The organism is Microbulbifer sp. CnH-101-G (genome assembly GCF_052466775.1).
In genome coordinates this window covers 4,284,639-4,301,529 of record NZ_CP174292.1, presented here as the reverse complement: position 1 = coordinate 4,301,529, position 16,891 = coordinate 4,284,639, and the positions used below count along the sequence as shown (strand labels likewise).

The 16,891-nt window shown below is 56.3% G+C and carries 17 protein-coding genes; 8 read left to right on the top strand and 9 right to left on the bottom strand.

Annotated elements, in window-relative coordinates; all coding sequences use genetic code 11:
* The first annotated feature begins 127 nt into the window (after positions 1-127).
* The 6 genes from ACJJID_RS19005 to ACJJID_RS18980 all read left to right on the top strand — a co-directional run bounded on the left by ACJJID_RS19005 (position 128) and on the right by ACJJID_RS18980 (position 7,245).
* Entirely contained in the window at positions 128-832 is a 705-nt protein-coding gene (locus ACJJID_RS19005; protein ID WP_444920806.1) for a DUF6515 family protein, read from the top strand.
* 231 nt (positions 833-1,063) lie between these two features.
* Positions 1,064-2,986, top strand: coding sequence for a biosynthetic arginine decarboxylase (speA, locus tag ACJJID_RS19000; protein ID WP_444920805.1), 1,923 nt, complete (start codon positions 1,064-1,066; stop codon positions 2,984-2,986).
* 71 nt (positions 2,987-3,057) lie between these two features.
* A complete protein-coding gene (locus tag ACJJID_RS18995; RefSeq protein WP_444920804.1) occupies positions 3,058-4,251 on the top strand; it encodes a saccharopine dehydrogenase family protein in 1,194 nt (397 codons plus the stop codon).
* Between the two features lie 71 nt (positions 4,252-4,322).
* On the top strand, positions 4,323-5,516 hold the full coding sequence (nspC, locus tag ACJJID_RS18990) for a carboxynorspermidine decarboxylase (protein ID WP_444920803.1): 1,194 nt from the start codon (positions 4,323-4,325) through the stop codon (positions 5,514-5,516).
* A gap of 65 nt (positions 5,517-5,581) precedes the next feature.
* The gene (gene speB / locus ACJJID_RS18985) at positions 5,582-6,454 is read left to right on the top strand and encodes an agmatinase (RefSeq protein WP_152450815.1); all 873 of its coding nucleotides are present in this window, start codon (positions 5,582-5,584) and stop codon (positions 6,452-6,454) included.
* A gap of 110 nt (positions 6,455-6,564) precedes the next feature.
* Positions 6,565-7,245, top strand: coding sequence for a DUF6515 family protein (locus ACJJID_RS18980; protein WP_152450813.1), 681 nt, complete (start codon positions 6,565-6,567; stop codon positions 7,243-7,245).
* Here ACJJID_RS18980 and ACJJID_RS18975 read toward each other — a convergent pair.
* The 6 genes from ACJJID_RS18975 to rpsF all read right to left on the bottom strand — a co-directional run bounded on the left by ACJJID_RS18975 (position 7,235) and on the right by rpsF (position 12,007).
* Positions 7,235-8,326, bottom strand: coding sequence for a winged helix-turn-helix domain-containing protein (locus ACJJID_RS18975; protein ID WP_444920802.1), 1,092 nt, complete (start codon positions 8,324-8,326; stop codon positions 7,235-7,237). The two genes, ACJJID_RS18980 and ACJJID_RS18975, sit on opposite strands and share 11 nt — an antisense overlap.
* A 73-nt stretch (positions 8,327-8,399) precedes the next feature.
* On the bottom strand, positions 8,400-9,842 hold the full coding sequence (dnaB, locus tag ACJJID_RS18970) for a replicative DNA helicase (RefSeq protein ID WP_444920801.1): 1,443 nt from the start codon (positions 9,840-9,842) through the stop codon (positions 8,400-8,402).
* Between the two features lie 108 nt (positions 9,843-9,950).
* Entirely contained in the window at positions 9,951-10,397 is a 447-nt protein-coding gene (gene rplI, locus ACJJID_RS18965) for a 50S ribosomal protein L9 (RefSeq protein WP_152450807.1), read from the bottom strand.
* Positions 10,398-10,434: 37 nt separating this feature from the next.
* Positions 10,435-11,277, bottom strand: coding sequence for a hypothetical protein (locus ACJJID_RS18960; RefSeq protein WP_444920800.1), 843 nt, complete (start codon positions 11,275-11,277; stop codon positions 10,435-10,437).
* 43 nt (positions 11,278-11,320) lie between these two features.
* Positions 11,321-11,551 (bottom strand): 30S ribosomal protein S18, encoded by a 231-nt coding sequence (gene rpsR / locus ACJJID_RS18955; protein ID WP_108731487.1) that lies wholly within the window; start codon positions 11,549-11,551, stop codon positions 11,321-11,323.
* A gap of 12 nt (positions 11,552-11,563) precedes the next feature.
* Entirely contained in the window at positions 11,564-12,007 is a 444-nt protein-coding gene (rpsF, locus tag ACJJID_RS18950; RefSeq protein ID WP_152450803.1) for a 30S ribosomal protein S6, read from the bottom strand.
* Positions 12,008-12,345: 338 nt separating this feature from the next.
* Here rpsF and ACJJID_RS18945 point away from each other — a divergent pair, with 338 nt between their 5' ends.
* Positions 12,346-13,176, top strand: a complete 831-nt coding sequence (locus tag ACJJID_RS18945; protein WP_444920799.1) for an alpha/beta fold hydrolase — start codon at positions 12,346-12,348, stop codon at positions 13,174-13,176.
* Between the two features lie 242 nt (positions 13,177-13,418).
* Entirely contained in the window at positions 13,419-14,234 is an 816-nt protein-coding gene (locus ACJJID_RS18940; protein WP_444920798.1) for an isocitrate lyase/PEP mutase family protein, read from the top strand.
* A 113-nt stretch (positions 14,235-14,347) separates the two neighbouring features.
* Here ACJJID_RS18940 and ACJJID_RS18935 read toward each other — a convergent pair whose 3' ends face one another.
* Genes ACJJID_RS18935 through ACJJID_RS18925 form a run of 3 tightly spaced genes read right to left on the bottom strand, consistent with a single transcriptional unit; the run spans position 14,348 to position 16,888 of the window.
* Entirely contained in the window at positions 14,348-15,658 is a 1,311-nt protein-coding gene (locus ACJJID_RS18935) for a hypothetical protein (protein ID WP_444920797.1), read from the bottom strand.
* A 51-nt stretch (positions 15,659-15,709) separates the two neighbouring features.
* Complete coding sequence (locus ACJJID_RS18930) at positions 15,710-16,255, bottom strand: hypothetical protein (protein WP_444920796.1); 546 nt, start codon at positions 16,253-16,255, stop codon at positions 15,710-15,712.
* Between the two features lie 60 nt (positions 16,256-16,315).
* The gene (locus ACJJID_RS18925) at positions 16,316-16,888 is read right to left on the bottom strand and encodes a hypothetical protein (RefSeq protein ID WP_444920795.1); all 573 of its coding nucleotides are present in this window, start codon (positions 16,886-16,888) and stop codon (positions 16,316-16,318) included.
* Between the last annotated feature and the right edge of the window lie 3 nt (positions 16,889-16,891).

Genomic DNA, 16,891 nt, shown 5'->3' with positions numbered 1-16,891 from the left:
TTATCCCGACTCAAACTGTCGCGCAGAGTTCAGGAAGTGTTCATACCCGCCAGGGCAAACTGCCCGCCAAGATTCACAAAAGACTTTAACGACATCGAAAGAGCCATCCGTGCTCGGGAGCGCTGCCATGAGACACCTCACTACTGCCATCGCCACCGCGGGCCTGCTGCTGTTAGCAACCCCGGCCTTATCTGAAGTCCACCGGGAACATCAGCGGGCTATGGACCAGGATCACCACGGACAGGGTAGAGCCCATCGCGAACAACGTCACATGGAACGCGGCCACAACAGACATCACGATAAGCACCACAGTCGCAAGCACGAGAGAGAACACCGTCGAGAAGAGCGCAAACAGCGCAGGGAAGCACGTAAACAGCGCAGAGAAGAGCGCAGACATCGCCGCGAAGTTCGCCACGCCTATAAAGACGGCTATTCCGATGGCTACAGCCGCGGCCACCGCACTGGCCACCGGCACGAGCACCGTGCGACACACAGGCCTCACTATCGCCGCGGCCATCGTGGGCACCGCCCACACTGGCGTCCAGCGCACTATGGATACGGCTATCGCTGGCGCCACCTGCCCCATAATTTTGTCAGTGTCAGCATAGGCGCCGCCGGCTTCTACTACAGCGATGGGATTTTTTACCGCCCGGCCTCCCACGGCTACGTGGTAACCCGCCCGCCCCACGGTGCCATAGTACACAGTTTGCCGGCTTCCGCGCTCACGGTGGTTCTCGGTGGCTACAACTACTACGTAGCTTATGACACCTACTACCAGTGGGATGATCTGCGACGCGGCTACCGTGTTGTGCCCAACCCCGGATTGTTTTAACCCTACCCCTCTTCCATCCCCCCTAGCTTCAGCGGTCTCAGGACCGCTTTTTTAATTCGCCCTAAATCGGCGCTGAAAATCTTCATTGCAAATAGCGCTAAAATCTGCGAAAACCGAATAAATATTTAGTTTTTAGCTGGGAAAAAATAGCGTTTTTTTATCTATAGTTATTGCTTTCCAGCACTGCTGGGCCCAAGATTCGCGCCCGCCACAGATCAACGGAAAGGCGCCATGAAACAGCAACAAGTAAAAAACTGGACCTGCGAAGATTCGGCCGAGCTCTACGGCATCCGCAACTGGGGCGCCGGCTATTTCGATTTAAATGAAAACGGTGAAGTCTCTGTACTCACAGAGGGCCCCAACGGCGAATCCCACAGTGTCTCTTTGATGGAAATCGCCCGCGGCGCTACCGAGCGCGGCCTCGGTATGCCGCTATTGCTGCGCATCGAAAATTTGCTCGATGCCCAGATCGCCCGTATTAATGAATCCTTTGCCCGCGCCATCGAAGGTTGTGGCTACGGCAACGTATTCCGCGGTGTTTTCCCCATCAAGGTCAACCAGCAGTGCCAGGTGATCGAAGAGATCGCCAGTGCCGGCCGCCGCTTTAACCACGGCCTGGAAGCCGGTAGTAAAGCCGAGCTGATCGCTGCGCTGTCCATTTTGGATAACACCGAATCCCTGATTGTGTGCAACGGCTACAAGGACGAGGAATTTATCAACCTCGGCCTGCAGGCACAGCGCCTGGGAGTACAGATTTTCTTCGTGGTGGAAACCCCGTCGGAAGTGGAGACCATTATCCGCTGCGCAGAGCGCGAACAGGTGCGCCCCAATATCGGCGCGCGGGTAAAACTCGCCTCTAAAGTGGGCGGCTACTGGAATGCTACCAGTGGCGACCGCAGTATTTTTGGTCTGGGCAGTAACGACCTGATCGCCATGGTCGACCAGCTGCGCAGCCACGATATGCTCGACTGCCTCAAGCTGCTGCACTACCACCTGGGCTCACAGGTGCCGAATATTCGTGATATCCGCACCGGTGTGCTTGAAGCCTGCCGCTACTACGCCGACCTGGTGGAAGAAGGCGCACCCATGGGCTATCTGGACCTGGGCGGCGGCCTGGCAGTGGACTACGACGGCACCAAGAGCAACTACACCCACTCCAAGAACTACTCCCTGGACGAGTACTGCGTGGATGTGGTGGAAGCCATTATGGGCACCCTCGACAGCGAGGACGTGGCGCACCCGGTCATCATCACCGAATCCGGCCGTGCCACCGTGGCTTATTCCTCGGTGCTGCTGTTCGATGTACTCGACACCACCCGCTTTGAACCGGTGGAGCTGGAGCACACCAAGATCAGCGAAGGTGACCACCAGATGCTGCTCAATCTGCAGGACGCGGTGCGCAATATCACCCCCAAAAACCTGCAGGAGAGCTACAACGACGCCCTCTACTATCGCGACGAAGTGCGCTCCCTCTATCTGCACGGCCAGGTGAGCCTGCGCGAGCGCGCCAATGCGGAGAACCTGTTCCTGCAGGGCGCCCAGGAAATTCGCGCGCTTCTGGATGAGGCGGAGGAAATACCGGCAGACCTTGAGGCCCTGCCGGAAGTGCTGTCGGACATCTACTACGCCAATGTCAGCGTATTCCAATCGATCCCCGATATGTGGGCCATCGACCAGGTATTCCCGCTGCTGCCGATCCATCGCCTGGATGAAGCGCCGACCCGCTCGGCTATCATTGCCGACATCACCTGCGATTGCGACGGCAAGATCGACCGCTTTATCGGCCGCGAGAAGGAGCAGAAAACCCTGCCCCTGCACGAGCTGAAAGATGGCGAGGACTATATTCTCGGCACCTTCCTGGTGGGCGCCTACCAGGAGACTCTGGGCGACTTGCACAACCTGTTCGGCGACACCAACGTAGTGAGCGTACGTATCCAGGAAGACGGTAGTATCGACTTCAGCCGCGAAATTCACGGCGACAGTATTTCCGACGTGCTGAGTTACGTAGAATATCAACCCGAGGCGCTGTTCGAGCGTTTCCGCCGCCTGGCTGAGCGCGCGGTAAAACAAGGGTTGATCACCGCCGCTCAGCGCAAGCAGATACTGCACACCTACACCGCCAGCATGAGCGGCTACACCTACTTCGAAAAGTAAGTTTGAAAAATAAGGCGCCAGCGCCTTCGAGAAGATAGCGGCGACCAACGCCGCAGACTAAGGAGATCTTTATGGCCAACGTACTGATCATCGGCGCCGGCGGCGTCGGCCAGGTGGTCGCACACAAGTGCGCCCAGGTAGAGGAAGTGTTTGAAAATATCACCCTCGCCAGCCGCACCAAGAGCAAGTGCGACAAGATCGCGGAAATGCTGCCGCGCAAAATCGATACCGCCGAAGTCGATGCGGACAACGTACCCGAACTGGTCAAGTTGATTGAAAAAGTAAAGCCGGACATGGTCATCAATGTGGCCCTGCCCTACCAGGACCTGCACATCATGGATGCCTGCCTGGAGACCGGCGTACATTACCTGGACACCGCCAACTACGAGCCGCCGGAAGAGGCCAAGTTCGAGTACAAGTGGCAGTGGGCCTATCAGGAAAAGTTCGAGAAAGCGGGCCTGATGGCACTGCTGGGCAGCGGTTTCGACCCCGGCGTGACCAGCGTATTTACTGCCTACGCCAAGAAGCACCACTTCGATCGTATCCACACCCTGGATATCCTCGACTGTAATGCCGGTGACCACGGCCTGCCGTTCGCCACCAACTTCAACCCGGAAATCAATATCCGCGAGATCACCGCTAACGGTCGCTACTGGGAAAATGGCCAGTGGGTAACCACCAAGCCGATGGAAGAGAAGCGCGTATTCAACTTCCCCGAAGGCATTGGCGATAAAGACATCTACCTGCTGTACCACGAAGAGCTGGAGTCCCTATCCAAGCACTTCCCGGAAATTGAGCGCGCGCGTTTCTGGATGACCTTTGGCGAGAGCTATCTGAAGCACCTGGAAGTCCTGCAAAACGTCGGCATGACTGGCATTGAGCCGGTGCAGTTCCAGGGCCAGGAAATTGTGCCCATCCAGTTCCTCAAGGCCATGCTGCCGGACCCCGCCAGCCTGGGCCCACTGACCAAAGGCAAGACCTGTATCGGCAACATTATCCGCGGCACCAAAGACGGCGAAGAGAAAATCTACTACGTCTACAACACCTGTGATCACCAGGACTGCTACCAAGAAGTGCAGTCCCAGGCCATCTCCTACACCACCGGTGTACCGGCGATGATCGGCGCCAAAATGATGCTGGAAGGCAAGTGGATGAAGCCCGGTGTATGGAACATGGAACAGATGGACCCGGATCCCTTTATGGACGATCTGAACAAGTACGGCCTGCCCTGGCAGGAAACCTGGCTGGATAAACCCTTCCGGTAATTCCGCACTTTTCCACACCCCTCGGGATGGGCCCCGGCGCCCATCCCGCGCAGCAGGATAATAAGCTCCCCATGGATCTCACTCCCCGCGTAGACTACTTCGGACACTTTGACCCCTACCGCGTACCCTCTCCCTGTTTCGTGGTCGATGAAATCGCCTTGCGCGACAACCTGGCACTCCTCGCCGACGTACAGAAGCGCAGTGGCGCCAAAGTATTGGCGGCGCTTAAAGCCTTTTCCATGTTCAGCACCGGGCCTATCGTCGCTGAGTACCTATCCGGTACCTGTGCCAGTGGCCTGTTTGAGGCCAAGCTCGGTTTTGAGGAATACGGCGGCCGCGATCAGGGCAAGGAAGTACACGTATTCAGCGCCGGCTATAAAGACGAAGAACTGCGCGAAATTCTGCAGTTCGCTCACCACGTGATCTTCAACTCCTTTTCCCAGTGGAAGCGCTACCGGGAACTGTGCCTGGATATGCAAAAGCAGCGCCCCGAACTGCGCTTTGGCCTGCGTATTAACCCAGAGCACTCCGAAGGCCACACCGATCTCTACGATCCCTGCGCGCCCTGCTCGCGCCTGGGCATAGTGCGTTCACTATTTGAGGACGAGTCTCTGGAGGGCATCAGCGGCCTGCACTTTCACACCCTGTGTGAACAGGACTTCAAACCTCTGGAGCGCACCATCGCTGCCGTGGAGGAAAAGTTTGGCGACCTGATCCCACAAATGGAGTGGATCAATTTCGGCGGCGGCCACCACATTACCCGGCGCGATTACCAGGTGGATGAGCTGATTGCCGCTGTGCGCAACTTCTCCGAAAAATACGATGTGCAGGTCTACCTGGAACCCGGTGAGGCTATTTCCCTGTTCGCCGGCATCCTGGTGACAGAAGTGGTGGATACCGCCTGGAACGGCCAGAACCAGGCCATTCTCGACGCCTCCGCCACCTGCCATATGCCGGATGTTCTGGAGATGCCCTACCGCCCGGAAATCACCGGCGCCGCGCGCCCCGGCGAGCTGCCCCACACCTACCGCCTGGGCGGGCAGAGCTGCCTGGCCGGCGACAGCATCGGCGAGTACAGCTTCCACAACCCGCTTAGGGTGGGAGAACGCCTGGTGTTCGAGGAGATGGCCTACTACACCATGGTGAAAACCAATACATTCAACGGTATTCCCCTGCCATCCATCGCCCTGTGGAATTCGGAGACCGACGACCTGAAGATGATCAAAAGCTTCGGTTACGAGGACTTCAAGGGACGCCTCTCCTGAGCGTACCCCCAATCAAGATAGTGATCGGCAGGCAGTACCAAAGCCTGCCATCAGAGGACATTCAGATGCAGCCAGAAAACGACTACCCCATCTTCCTGGGCTCGGAAATCGAGCAACCCAAGCCCGAGAACGCCTTTTTCCATATTATCCCCATTCCCTACGAGGAAACCGTCTCCTACGGCGGTGGCACCGGCAAGGGCCCGGCCTCCATTTTAGAGGCCTCCTGGCAGCTGGAGACGTTCGACAACTTTTCCTCGCCCTGCGAGCTGGGTATCTACACCCGCCCGCCGGTTGAAATGGGTGGCGCCGCGGAACAGGTAATGGACAATATCGCCGCAGCCACCAAAGAGGTGCTGGCACTGGGTAAGATGCCCGTGGGCATCGGCGGCGAGCACTCGGTAACCTGGGGCATTATCAAAGGCCTGCTGGATGCCGGTGAAACCGACTTCGGTGTGGTGCAGATCGACGCCCATGCGGACCTGCGTGATCGCTATGAAGGTCACAAGCACAGCCACGCCAGCGTCATGCGCCTGGTGGTAGAGGCCGGTGTGCCCCTGTTCCAGCTGGGTATTCGCGCTTACTGTGAAGAGGAGATGCAGGCGCGCAAGGATTACAACGTCGGCTATCTGGATGCCCACCAGCTGGTACCCAACAACGTGCAGGAATTCCAGCTGCCGGAAAACTTCCCCAAGAAGGTCTTTTTCACCCTGGATGTGGATGGTATGGACCCATCGGTCTTCCCCTCTACCGGCACTCCGGTACCCGGCGGTCTGGGTTGGTACCAGACCCTCAACCTATTCGAATCCGTGGCGCGCCAGCGCCAGATTATCGGCTTCGATGTGCTGGAATTCGCGCCCATCGAAGGCTTCCACGCCTATGATTTCGCCGCGGCCCAGCTGATGTACAAACTGATGGGGATTATCCAGCGCAACCGCTGAGCGAGATCTCACTCTTCAGTACTTTGACAATTCTTAACCAATTAACCTGTCATTGCTGTCAGATTAAGGGTTAGTATGTCGATGTGAGTAATCACTTCGCTGGAGAGACTGTGAATAAGCTGAATCTAGTTCTTGGCGCCAGTGCCTTTATTGCACTGGCGGCTTTTGCCTTTAGTCCATCTGCGGACGCCCGTGGCTACGATCGTTGGGGAGAGCACCGCCATCATCATCGCCACGGTCACTACCATGGCGGCACCCGTATATCTATTGGCTTTGTCGCCCCGGTACTACCCACCAATCATGTGCGGGTTGCCGTCGGTGGGCGCCCCTATTACTACCACGGCGGACACTTCTACCGTCATGGCCCACGGGGTTATGTAGTGGTTAGTGCGCCACTGGGCGCTTCAGTAGTAACACTGCCAAGCAGAGCCGTGCCGGTACAGGTGGGTGGCGTGACCTACTACCAGTACGCCGATGCCTATTACCAGTGGGTGCCAGCCACCCGTACTTATGTGGTAGTCGCACCTCCCGCACCGGTGGCGGTCGTCCCAGCTCCGGCACCAGTGGTTACGGTTCCAGCACCTGTCGCTGCAACTCCTGCGCCAGCGACGGTCCCCGCGACACCAGATCCAGGCCCAGAAGGTTTCCAGCCCGGTCAGGTGGTGGAGACGCTGCCCAAAGGCTACGCGGCTGAAGTGATCAATGGCATTCAATACTACCGCTATGGTGGCAACTACTTTATGCCGACCCAGCGCGATGGCCAGGAAGTCTATGTAGTGGTCAAGCTGTAAGCGCCGCCGCGCTTTCCAGCCCGTGAAAACGGGCGAACTGACGCAAAGCCCGGTGAAAGCTCGCCTCCAGCGAGGCACCGGGCTTTTCCTGCCAGTGCAGAGCCTCGATTCGCAGAACTCCCGATTCCCGATCCGCCTTCAGGTCCACCAACCCCGCAAAACGATCACCGTATAAAATCGGCAGACAGAAGTAGCCATAGCGGCGCTTGGCTGAAGGGACATAGCATTCCAGCTGGTAATCGAACCCAAACAGGCGGCGCAGACGCTTGCGCTGCAATATGAGCGGATCGAAAGGCGATAACAGCCGCACCTTGCGTCCTGGTCGCGCCGGACTCTGCTCCGGCTGCTCTGTGAGCATCAACTCTTTGCCATGAGAAGTCAGCTCACCAGTGGTGAGCATATTTTCGATGGCCCGTTGAATCAGGGGCTTGTCTTCTCGGCGCAGATAGGCGATTTCCTCAGCGCGGCCAATGCCCTGGCAACCGAGAAAAGTGCGCACCAGGTGTCGGCCATACGCCATTTCAGTAGCGGCGCTGGACGAGGTATTTGCCGGCAATACCCGCTCCGGGAGATCGAAGACTTTTTGAAAACCCTCGCGGTGGCTGACCATCAGCTCACCCTCGTGAAATAACTGCTCCAGCGCTTTCTTTTCCTCAGACCACTCCCACCAGCCGCTTTTGGTGCGCACAAAGTCACTGGCTTTCAAGGGCCCCTCGGCGCGTACTCGGTCCAACACATAGCGGCACAACTTGGCATTCTTCTCAAACCAATGGCGCTGCCCCGCGCGGATACGATCCATACGCACCCGAGCATAGGGATAGTGCTCCATCGACAGGTAAGCGGCGGCGTGGGACCAGTATTCGAAAATTTCGCGGCGCTGTTCCGCTTCTGCCAGGTGTGACTCGCGGTAGCGGGGCAAGCGGTTGTACAGCTGATGGTGGTGCGCGCGGGTAATGCGCTGGATGGCATCCAGTTGCAGAGCGCCGAGATGCGCTATTAAGGCGGAGAGCCCCTCACTCCAGGGGCTGTGGATAAACTGGCGCTCCAGCACCAGTGCGCGGATCTGTTGCTCTGTCAGCAAGGTATCACTCTCCTTGAGTTCCGCGAGACGCGCTGCTTGCCAGCACAGGTTTTAGGTGCTGAGGCGAGGAGGCCTACTCGCCCTGATAGTATTCCGGTGCCAGGTTATCGAAACGCGTATATTTACCGATAAATGCCGCGCGACAGGTGCCTATCTCACCGTTACGTTGTTTGCCGATAATCAACTCGGCTAGCCCCTTATCCGGGCTGTCCTCGTTGTAGTATTCATCGCGGTAGATAAACAGAATCACATCCGCATCCTGCTCGATCGCCCCGGATTCCCGCAGATCCGAGTTCATCGGCCGCTTATTGGGGCGCTGCTCTACACCGCGGTTGAGCTGCGACAGGGCGACTACCGGGCAGTCGTACTCTTTCGCCAGCGCCTTGAGAGAGCGCGAAATCTCGGAGATTTCCTGGGTGCGGCCCTCGGTAGAGCCCTTCACCTGCATCAGCTGCAGGTAGTCCACCATAATCATCGCCGGCAGGCTCTTGGCCTCGGCATCCTCGCGGCTCAAGCGCGGATTCTCCCGCATCAGCTTGTTGATATGATCCCGCACCGTGCGCTTGGTACGCGCGCGCACTTCACTGGGACTCAGCGCCGGGGTGTCATCGATGTACAGGGCTTTGCCCTTCATTTTCTGTACGGCGCTGGAGAGCTTGGGCCAATCCTCTTCCTGCAACTTGCCATTGCGAATACGGCCCTGGTCGATGCGGCCGATAGAAGACAGCATCCGCATTACCAGACTGTCGGAAGGCATCTCCATACTGAAGACCAGGGTCGGGCGCTCCTGGCTGAGCATGGCGCTCTCAATAAAATTCAGTGCCAGCGCGGTTTTGCCCATGGAAGGACGCGCGGCGAGGATTACCAGCTCACCCGGTTGCCAGCCTGAGGTACGCTGGTCCAGTTCGGTGAGTCCGGTACTGATACCGGTGATATCGCCTTCAGTTTTGAACAATTCATCGATGCGCTCGACGGTTTTCTTCAGCAGGGTATCCACGCCGACGAAACCGCCCTCTTTGGCACGCCCCTCGGCAATCTCAGCCACACGACGCTCGGCCATTTGCAGCAGATCTGCAGAGGCCAGGCCACCGGGATTAAAACTGGTGCGGCTGATCTCGCCGGCGGCGGCGATCAGCTGACGCAGCATAGAGCGCTCGCGCACTATCTTGGCGTAGGCGACGATATTCGCTGCGGAGGGGGTATTCTCGGCCAGCTCTGCCAGATAGGCGGGGCCGCCCACCTCACCGAGGAGGTCGCGACTGGCGAGGCCTTCGGCGAGGGTAACGATATCCAGCGGCTGTTCGCCATCACTCAGCTCGCGCATGACCGCAAAGATTTTGCGGTGGCTGGCGGTAAAGAAGTCCTCTTCACTCAGCTGTTCGGCGACCGCATCGATGCGGCCCGGGTCCAGCATCAGGCCCCCCAGCACAGACTGCTCCGCCTCTACCGAATGCGGCAGCGGTGAGCTTTCCTCACTGTGGATATCTTCTTCGGGGGTAGCGTATTCGTCGATCATGGGGCTTTACTGGATACCAGAAACAAAACAGGCGCTGACCCGGTAGGGTGCAGCGCCCGATTGTAGCGCGGCTGGCGCCTGTGGCACCAACTGCTTGTCGGCAAAACCTTACTCGGCTTCGATAACGACTTTAACTACAGCAGTCACGTCGGAGTGCAGCTGTACGTCTACTTCGTACTCGCCCACTTCGCGCAGAGCGCCTTCCGGCAGCTTCACTTCAGCCTTGGCAACTTCAACACCGCCAGCAGTGATTGCGTCGGCGATATCGCGAGTACCGATAGAACCGAACAGTTTGCCTTCGTCACCAGCGTTGGCAGCGATGGTTACAACCAGGTCGGCCAGCTTGGTAGCGCGGCTCTCAGCTTCTGCCATTTTGGCAGCTGCTGCAGCTTCCAGTTCAGCGCGCTTTGCTTCGAACTCAGCAACGTTGGCTGCGGTAGCCGGAATTGCCTTACCAGTCGGCAACAGGAAGTTGCGGCCGAAACCGGCTTTAACTTCAACGCGATCACCCACGTTGCCCAGTTTGCCTACTTTATCGAGCAGAATAACTTCCATCTCGGTTTCCTCAATTTCTGTATTGTGCGAAGCGCGCCTACTTTGCGGAGCGCCCGCGAATATCTATCCAGCTATCTACCAGAGCCAAACCACACAGGAATCCAGCCAGGGGTAGGCCACCAATCACCAGCATCACGTACATCGCCACTAGGGGACCAATCCCCCAACCGCGACTGGCGACCAGCCAGTGAATCAGGGCGATGCCTGCAACTACCATGGGGAAGGCGATCACCGCGCCCCAAAAGGCGTAACCCGGTGTCACCAGGCTCACCACCCACAGCAGCATACTCAGTGCCGCCAGCCATACCGGCATACGCAACTGGTGAAACTCCTGGCGGAAACCGCCGGGGTTGTACAGCAGCGCCTGCCAGTAGCGCCCCAGAACCAAAGCCAGTGTGGCACTCATTGCCGATATCAGGCTCAGATATCCAGTGATCTGCAATTCGCCTGAGAACACCTGCTTCAGCTCTTCCATCGGAACCGTATTGGGCTGCTCCGCCGCTCTTTCGAGCGCCTGCATAAAGCCCTGCAACAAGCCACCGCCGAAGACGGAAGTGAGCAATATGCCCACCGCCGAGGCCGCCGTTACTGTGAACAGTGCAACGACCCATGAGCGGCTACTGCGCAGTGCCATGGCGCCGCAGAATACTGCGGCGAAGTGGCCGGCGGAAATGCCAGTCACTAGTGGTGGCACATTGCCGCTCATGCCCATAACAACGATCGGCAACAGTGCCCAGGCCAAAACCATCAGGCCTTCACTGCTGCCGCGGCGCAAACTCACTAGAGCGAGGATTGCCGGGCTTATCAGCGGTATCCCCACCATGGTGAGGATCACCGCCCGCACGCGCCCGCGCATAATAAACTCAGCTACGGCGCGCATAGTTAGATAGCTTCTCTATTAATGAGTCTAAGCAAACTGCGGCTTAGGCTTCGTGGCTGTCCGTGTACGGCAGCAGGGCCAGGTAGCGCGCGCGCTTGACCGCGGAGGCCAGCTGACGCTGATACTTGGCTTTGGTACCGGTGATACGGCTTGGAACAATCTTGCCAGTCTCAGAGATGTAGGCTTTCAGGGTATCGAGATCTTTGTAGTCGATACGCTTAACACCTTCAGCGGTGAAACGGCAGAACTTGCGACGACGGAAAAAACGTGCCATCTGATAATCCCCTTACTCTTCGCTTTCAGCGTTATCGGAAGATACTTCCGCGTCGTCAGAAGAAGATTGCTCTTCTTCTGCGCGCTCGCGACGCTCGGTGCGCTCTGCACGGGCAGCCTTGCGCTCACGGCTCTCTTTTTCCGCTTTCATGATCGGGCTCTCGTCGGTGATCGCCTCGTCTTCACGGATTACCAGATTACGGATAACCGCATCGTTGTAACGGAAGTTGGTGGTCAGCTCTTCCAGAGCTTCTTCGGTGCACTCAACATTCATCAGAATGTAGTGGGCTTTGTGGATCTTGTTGATCGGGTAAGCCAGACGGCGACGGCCCCAGTCTTCCAGACGGTGTACTTCACCGCCAGTGTCCTTGATGGCAGCGGTGTAACGCTCCACCATGCCAGGTACCTGCTCGCTCTGGTCCGGGTGAACCAGGAATACAATTTCGTAATGACGCATTTTAGCTCCTTACGGGTTAATCAGCCTTCCGGACAGTCCGGTAAGGCAAGGAGTACAACGGGTGCGGATAAACCGAGCCCATTGCGGGCGGCGTATTCTAGGCAGTTGCGGGATTGCTTGCAAGTTAACCAATTACTCTAGGGCAGTATCTCCGCCTGCTCGGGCACAAGTTGACCAATTAACCCAACCGCCTCCTCAGAGACCACCCTTGCCACAAAGGGCCTCAGCCCAGCGAAACCCTGTCTTTGTGTAGATTCAGCCACTGAACTGCGCGTTCTGGTCATGGGTTTGTGGCGGCGAGCTGGCATATAGTGCCTCCCTCTGTAGGGAGAAGTACCATGCCCCAAGAAACCCACAACCTTACTTTTGGCGCCTTCCAGGTGCCCGTCACTACGGTTCGCAACGGCGAAGGCCCCCTTGCCCTGGTGATTCCCGCCATGGGCGTTCCCGCCAATCGCTACCAACTTTTGTTGCAGGAGCTGCAGCGGCTCGGTTATAGCACCGCCATCACTGAGCTACCGGGCACTGGCGATAGCCTGCCGAGGCCCAACCGCGATGCCGACTACGGCTATGACGACCTGGTATTTGCCTTTATCCCGCAACTGTTGGCCCTGTTGGAAGAATCCTTCCCCGGTGGACCGGCCCTGATCCTCGGCCACAGTATCGGCGGACAAACCAGCACCCTGGCAGCACGCGCGGGCCTGACCGGCAACGCCAGGGTTGTCACCATCGCCTCCGGGCATGTGGACCACCGCAGCTGGAGCGGATTACACCGGTACGCCATTTTGCTTTTTGCCTCAATTGTGAGTGTCACCTCGAGTCTGCTCGGCTACTTTCCCGGCGCGCGGATGGGCTTTGGTTGGCGCGAAGCACGCAAGTTGATGAAGGACTGGGCCCGCTCAATTTTCAGCGGCCGCTTTGCCCCGGAAAAACACTTCGGGGAATACAAGCCCAGCGGCCAACCCACCCTGCACATCGCCCTGGGCGGTGATCCCTTTGCACCAGTAAAGGCTGCACGCAAGCTGGCAGCTATTGTGGATGGCGAAACCCGCGAGATGGCCGCCACCTATCCGAAAGGCAACCCCCACCTGAGCTGGATCAAAAATCCACGTCCAATTATCGCCGAGGTGGACAGTTGGCTGACCCAGCAGCCGACGGGCTCCCACTAAGAAGATGTACCTCTTGGCGCTGGTTGAGCACTGGCGCCAAGCTATCAACTATTCCCAAACGCCCAACACCCGCTCTTTTCACTGGTTTTTCACTCTCTACTATTTCAGCGCTCACCCTCCCTATCGCTGTCCCCTTTGTTCACTTCCGGATCTGGCCAGAAATAAGCCCAAAACCAATAAAAAATTCGAAGTGATTTCCATTCCACTGGATCCACCAATAAATCATCACTAGGGGAAATTCGATGGCTGTTACCCACTTCGAACAATTCAACGCTTTACATCAGAGCAACCGGCCCTTAATTCTTCCCAATATCTGGGATGCGGCCAGTGCCCAACTCGCTCAAGCGGCCGGCGCCCCCGCAATTGCCACAAGTAGCGCCGCTATAGCCTGGTCATTGGGCTATGCCGATGGCGGTAACTTGCCAATATCGGAGCACCTAAAAGCCGTTGAGCGTATTTTGCGTGCTTCCCATGTACCGGTTTCTATCGATATCGAAGATGGCTACAGCACCGACCCTGCGCAGGTGGCCGAATTAGTTGAGACTTTGTGTGATTTAGGTGTAGTCGGCATCAATATCGAGGATGGCAGCGGAAGCCCACAATTATTGGAGGAAAAAATTCTGGCTATCCGCTCCACTTTAACGGCGAGAAAGACGCGGCCATTGTTTATCAATGCGAGAACCGACGTTTACCTAAACGGCGCGGAGAATAGCAAAGAAGCTCTGAAGGAAGTTATACAAAGACTAGCGCGTTACCAGAATGCCGGTGCCAGCGGAGGATTTATACCGGGTTTAATATCTCCAATGGATGCCCGGCAACTAACAAAAGAAATCAGTATGCCACTTAATTTAATGCTCTTACCCGGCATGGAAAAGCCTGCACAACTCTGGAAGGCCGGCATTCGCAGACTCAGCTGGGGACCGGCTTTATTTCAATCGAGTTATGCGCTTTTTAGCAACGGGGTAACCAATCTCTTGTCAGACCAAAACCCGGCAGACATTTTTGATCACAGGCTAACTTATCAATATCTAAATAACCTAGCCATCAATCTTGAATAAAAACAATAAAGACTGGCAACCGCAGAAATAAGTATAAACACAATATTCACTGCAAATGGTAGGCAGCACTGAAGGGAGCCATCTTGGCTCCCTTCAGCAATTACAAGAAAGGCTCAGAAACTATAACCAATACCTAAACTGTATTCACTTTTGTCGTAAGTGTAGATATCCCGGTTTTCCTCATTATCAATAAGCTGATATTTCCCATTAATGTGGAAATTAGGAGTAACGCGAAATTTCGCTCCCAACCAGGACCTCAGCCGATCAGACTCCCTATAGTAGGAGTCCACGTTGCCTTCACTATCGGTAATACGGTTGTTTTCGTTATAAAGACTGCTGCGATACTCCACCCCCGTGGATAAATTCCATCGCGGAGAGGGTATCCAGACCAGGGTTCCCCCCAAGGTGTGACGGGCAGGGGAATAGCTGTAGTAATCTCCTTCAGCTTTTACCTGCCCTTCTCGATCGTTGTAATCGAAACGATAAAATAACTTCGCCTCGGTTGAAAAAAGTGAGCGCTGCCAACTCAAGTCAAAGAACTGGCGCCAGCCATCCAGATAAGCATATTCATCACCGCCGAAGTAATAACCGGGGCTATAGGAAAAAGCGATTATAGAGCGACCCCAGTTTCCTGAAATTCTACCCAGAAGTCGTGCTTGCTGTGTAACCGGCTCACCTCCCAGAGTCACCATCTCAACAGCAAGCCCCAACTCCGTGGACCAACCAAACCAACGGCGATCACGGGAAAAAGCAGCCCGGGCGCTGGCCAGATCGAGATTTTCATAGTCTTTATATTTACGACCAAATCCATAACCGTGCACCCGCCATCCGTTTTCCGGGGTGCCTCTCAGGCGATATTGCCCCCAGGCAAACAGCTCAGCGAAATTGTCTGCCCCGATCGAAGCCTCTTCCAATAATTCATTCTGTAGCGCATAAGCGTTGTCATCATTACCAACCGTTAAGCTGGCAGTAGCCAACCAGGGTCTCTCACGCTCACCGCGATGATCTTCTGCAAGTAAACGCAGGCGGCGGGCGGCCATATCTCGCAATTTTTCCGTGGTCGCCCCCTCCCGCACAATACGGTAGTGTTTGATCGCAACCAATTCGCGATTGGTCCGCTCCGCCGCAACAGCCAAGTTATAACGAGCGAGATCCCGCCAGCGAGCGTCATTCAAGAGACCATGAAAATAAATCGTAGCCTCCGAATAACGCTCAAGCTTCATCAAGGTAACACCAATGTTGTACCTGAGCTTCGCGGAGTTGTTGCCAGACTCACGTTCTATTTCAAAGTACTTAAGGGCCTTACGGTATTTTCCCTGTTTGAAAGCCTCCGTAGCTTCACTGAAGGACCCTGCAGCCACTGATAACGAAGATACCAGTGTCAGTAGCGTGAATAGCACGATTCCGATCCGCCCATTTTGCACTGTGAATTACCTCTAAACGTTCCCTGTCAAAAGTTTCACTACAACCGTTAATCAGGCATCCGGCCCATCGGGTAGATCATCCTGTACCTGTTCGAACAGTCCATCGAGATCCATAGTGATCTGCTCGCGAATGTCTTCGGGCAAACTACTGAGGATGTCCTGCATCACTTGCTCAATCACACCTTGAATGTCTGCACCATTCATTGCGCTTTTAACGGCCTCTTCAATATTTTCCCTGGCCGCCTCGGCTGTGCGCAGAGCCTCCTCCCTGGCAGCTTCCGCTGAGAGTCGCGCACTGGTAATAACTTCATGCTGGCGCGCGATGGCCTCCCGCATTCTCGCCTCAATTTCCTCACTGTGCTCGGCACCTTGCCCTGAAGCCGCCACCGCTTCCATCACCGCAGCGATGGTCTCCTCGGCAACCTCCTGCAGATCCGGCGGCAGCTCTATGTTGTTCACCACATCTTGCGCATCCTGCCCCTCCTCAACCACGGTGAGAGTGACATCCAGGTCTTCCGCTGCCTCCTGTGCCATTAAGGGGCTGGTATACATGACGGCTGCAGCGACACTTGCTGCTATTAATCCTTTCTTCCACATCGCTTGGTTACCTCTAGGTTGTGACAAAAGAAGCTATCGAATTCCATTGAGCAGCAGGATTTACAAGTGCGTTAAGCGCTGGCGCAAACGCTTGCTCACCCCGCCATACTCCACCTCAATCAATATCTCCCCGGCGCCTTTTTTGCCGAGAATTTTTACCGGCAGTGACAAGCGGTTACTCCCTGCGGCAATATCCGCTTGCCACTGCAATACCTGACTGCTCGCATAACCATCCATTCGCATATTTTCAGGTAGAGTGACTCTGATTAGTGCGCCCGGCATCTGGCGATTACTGTGCAATACAAGATGTACTGGCCGGCTAACAACTGGCCCAACCTCTAATTCCGCGTAAACCGGCGAAGCGTCCAGCGACGTATCTGTTGAGGTAGCTAGTATCAACACCAGCGTCACAACAACGAAAAAGCCTGCGGCCACTGCCAGCTGCCCAACCCGCTGGTATTCATTGACGAACAATTTCAGCGGTGAGTAGGAATTACTGATTCCCTGCTCGGCGACTACAGACTTCAATATGCGCTCTTCTAAATCCTCGCCAGGTTCCTCAATCGGCAGGGATCGGAGCTGACTGCGCAGCTTTTCATCACTGGAAAATTCTTCAGAGTCATATTTCAGCATTGC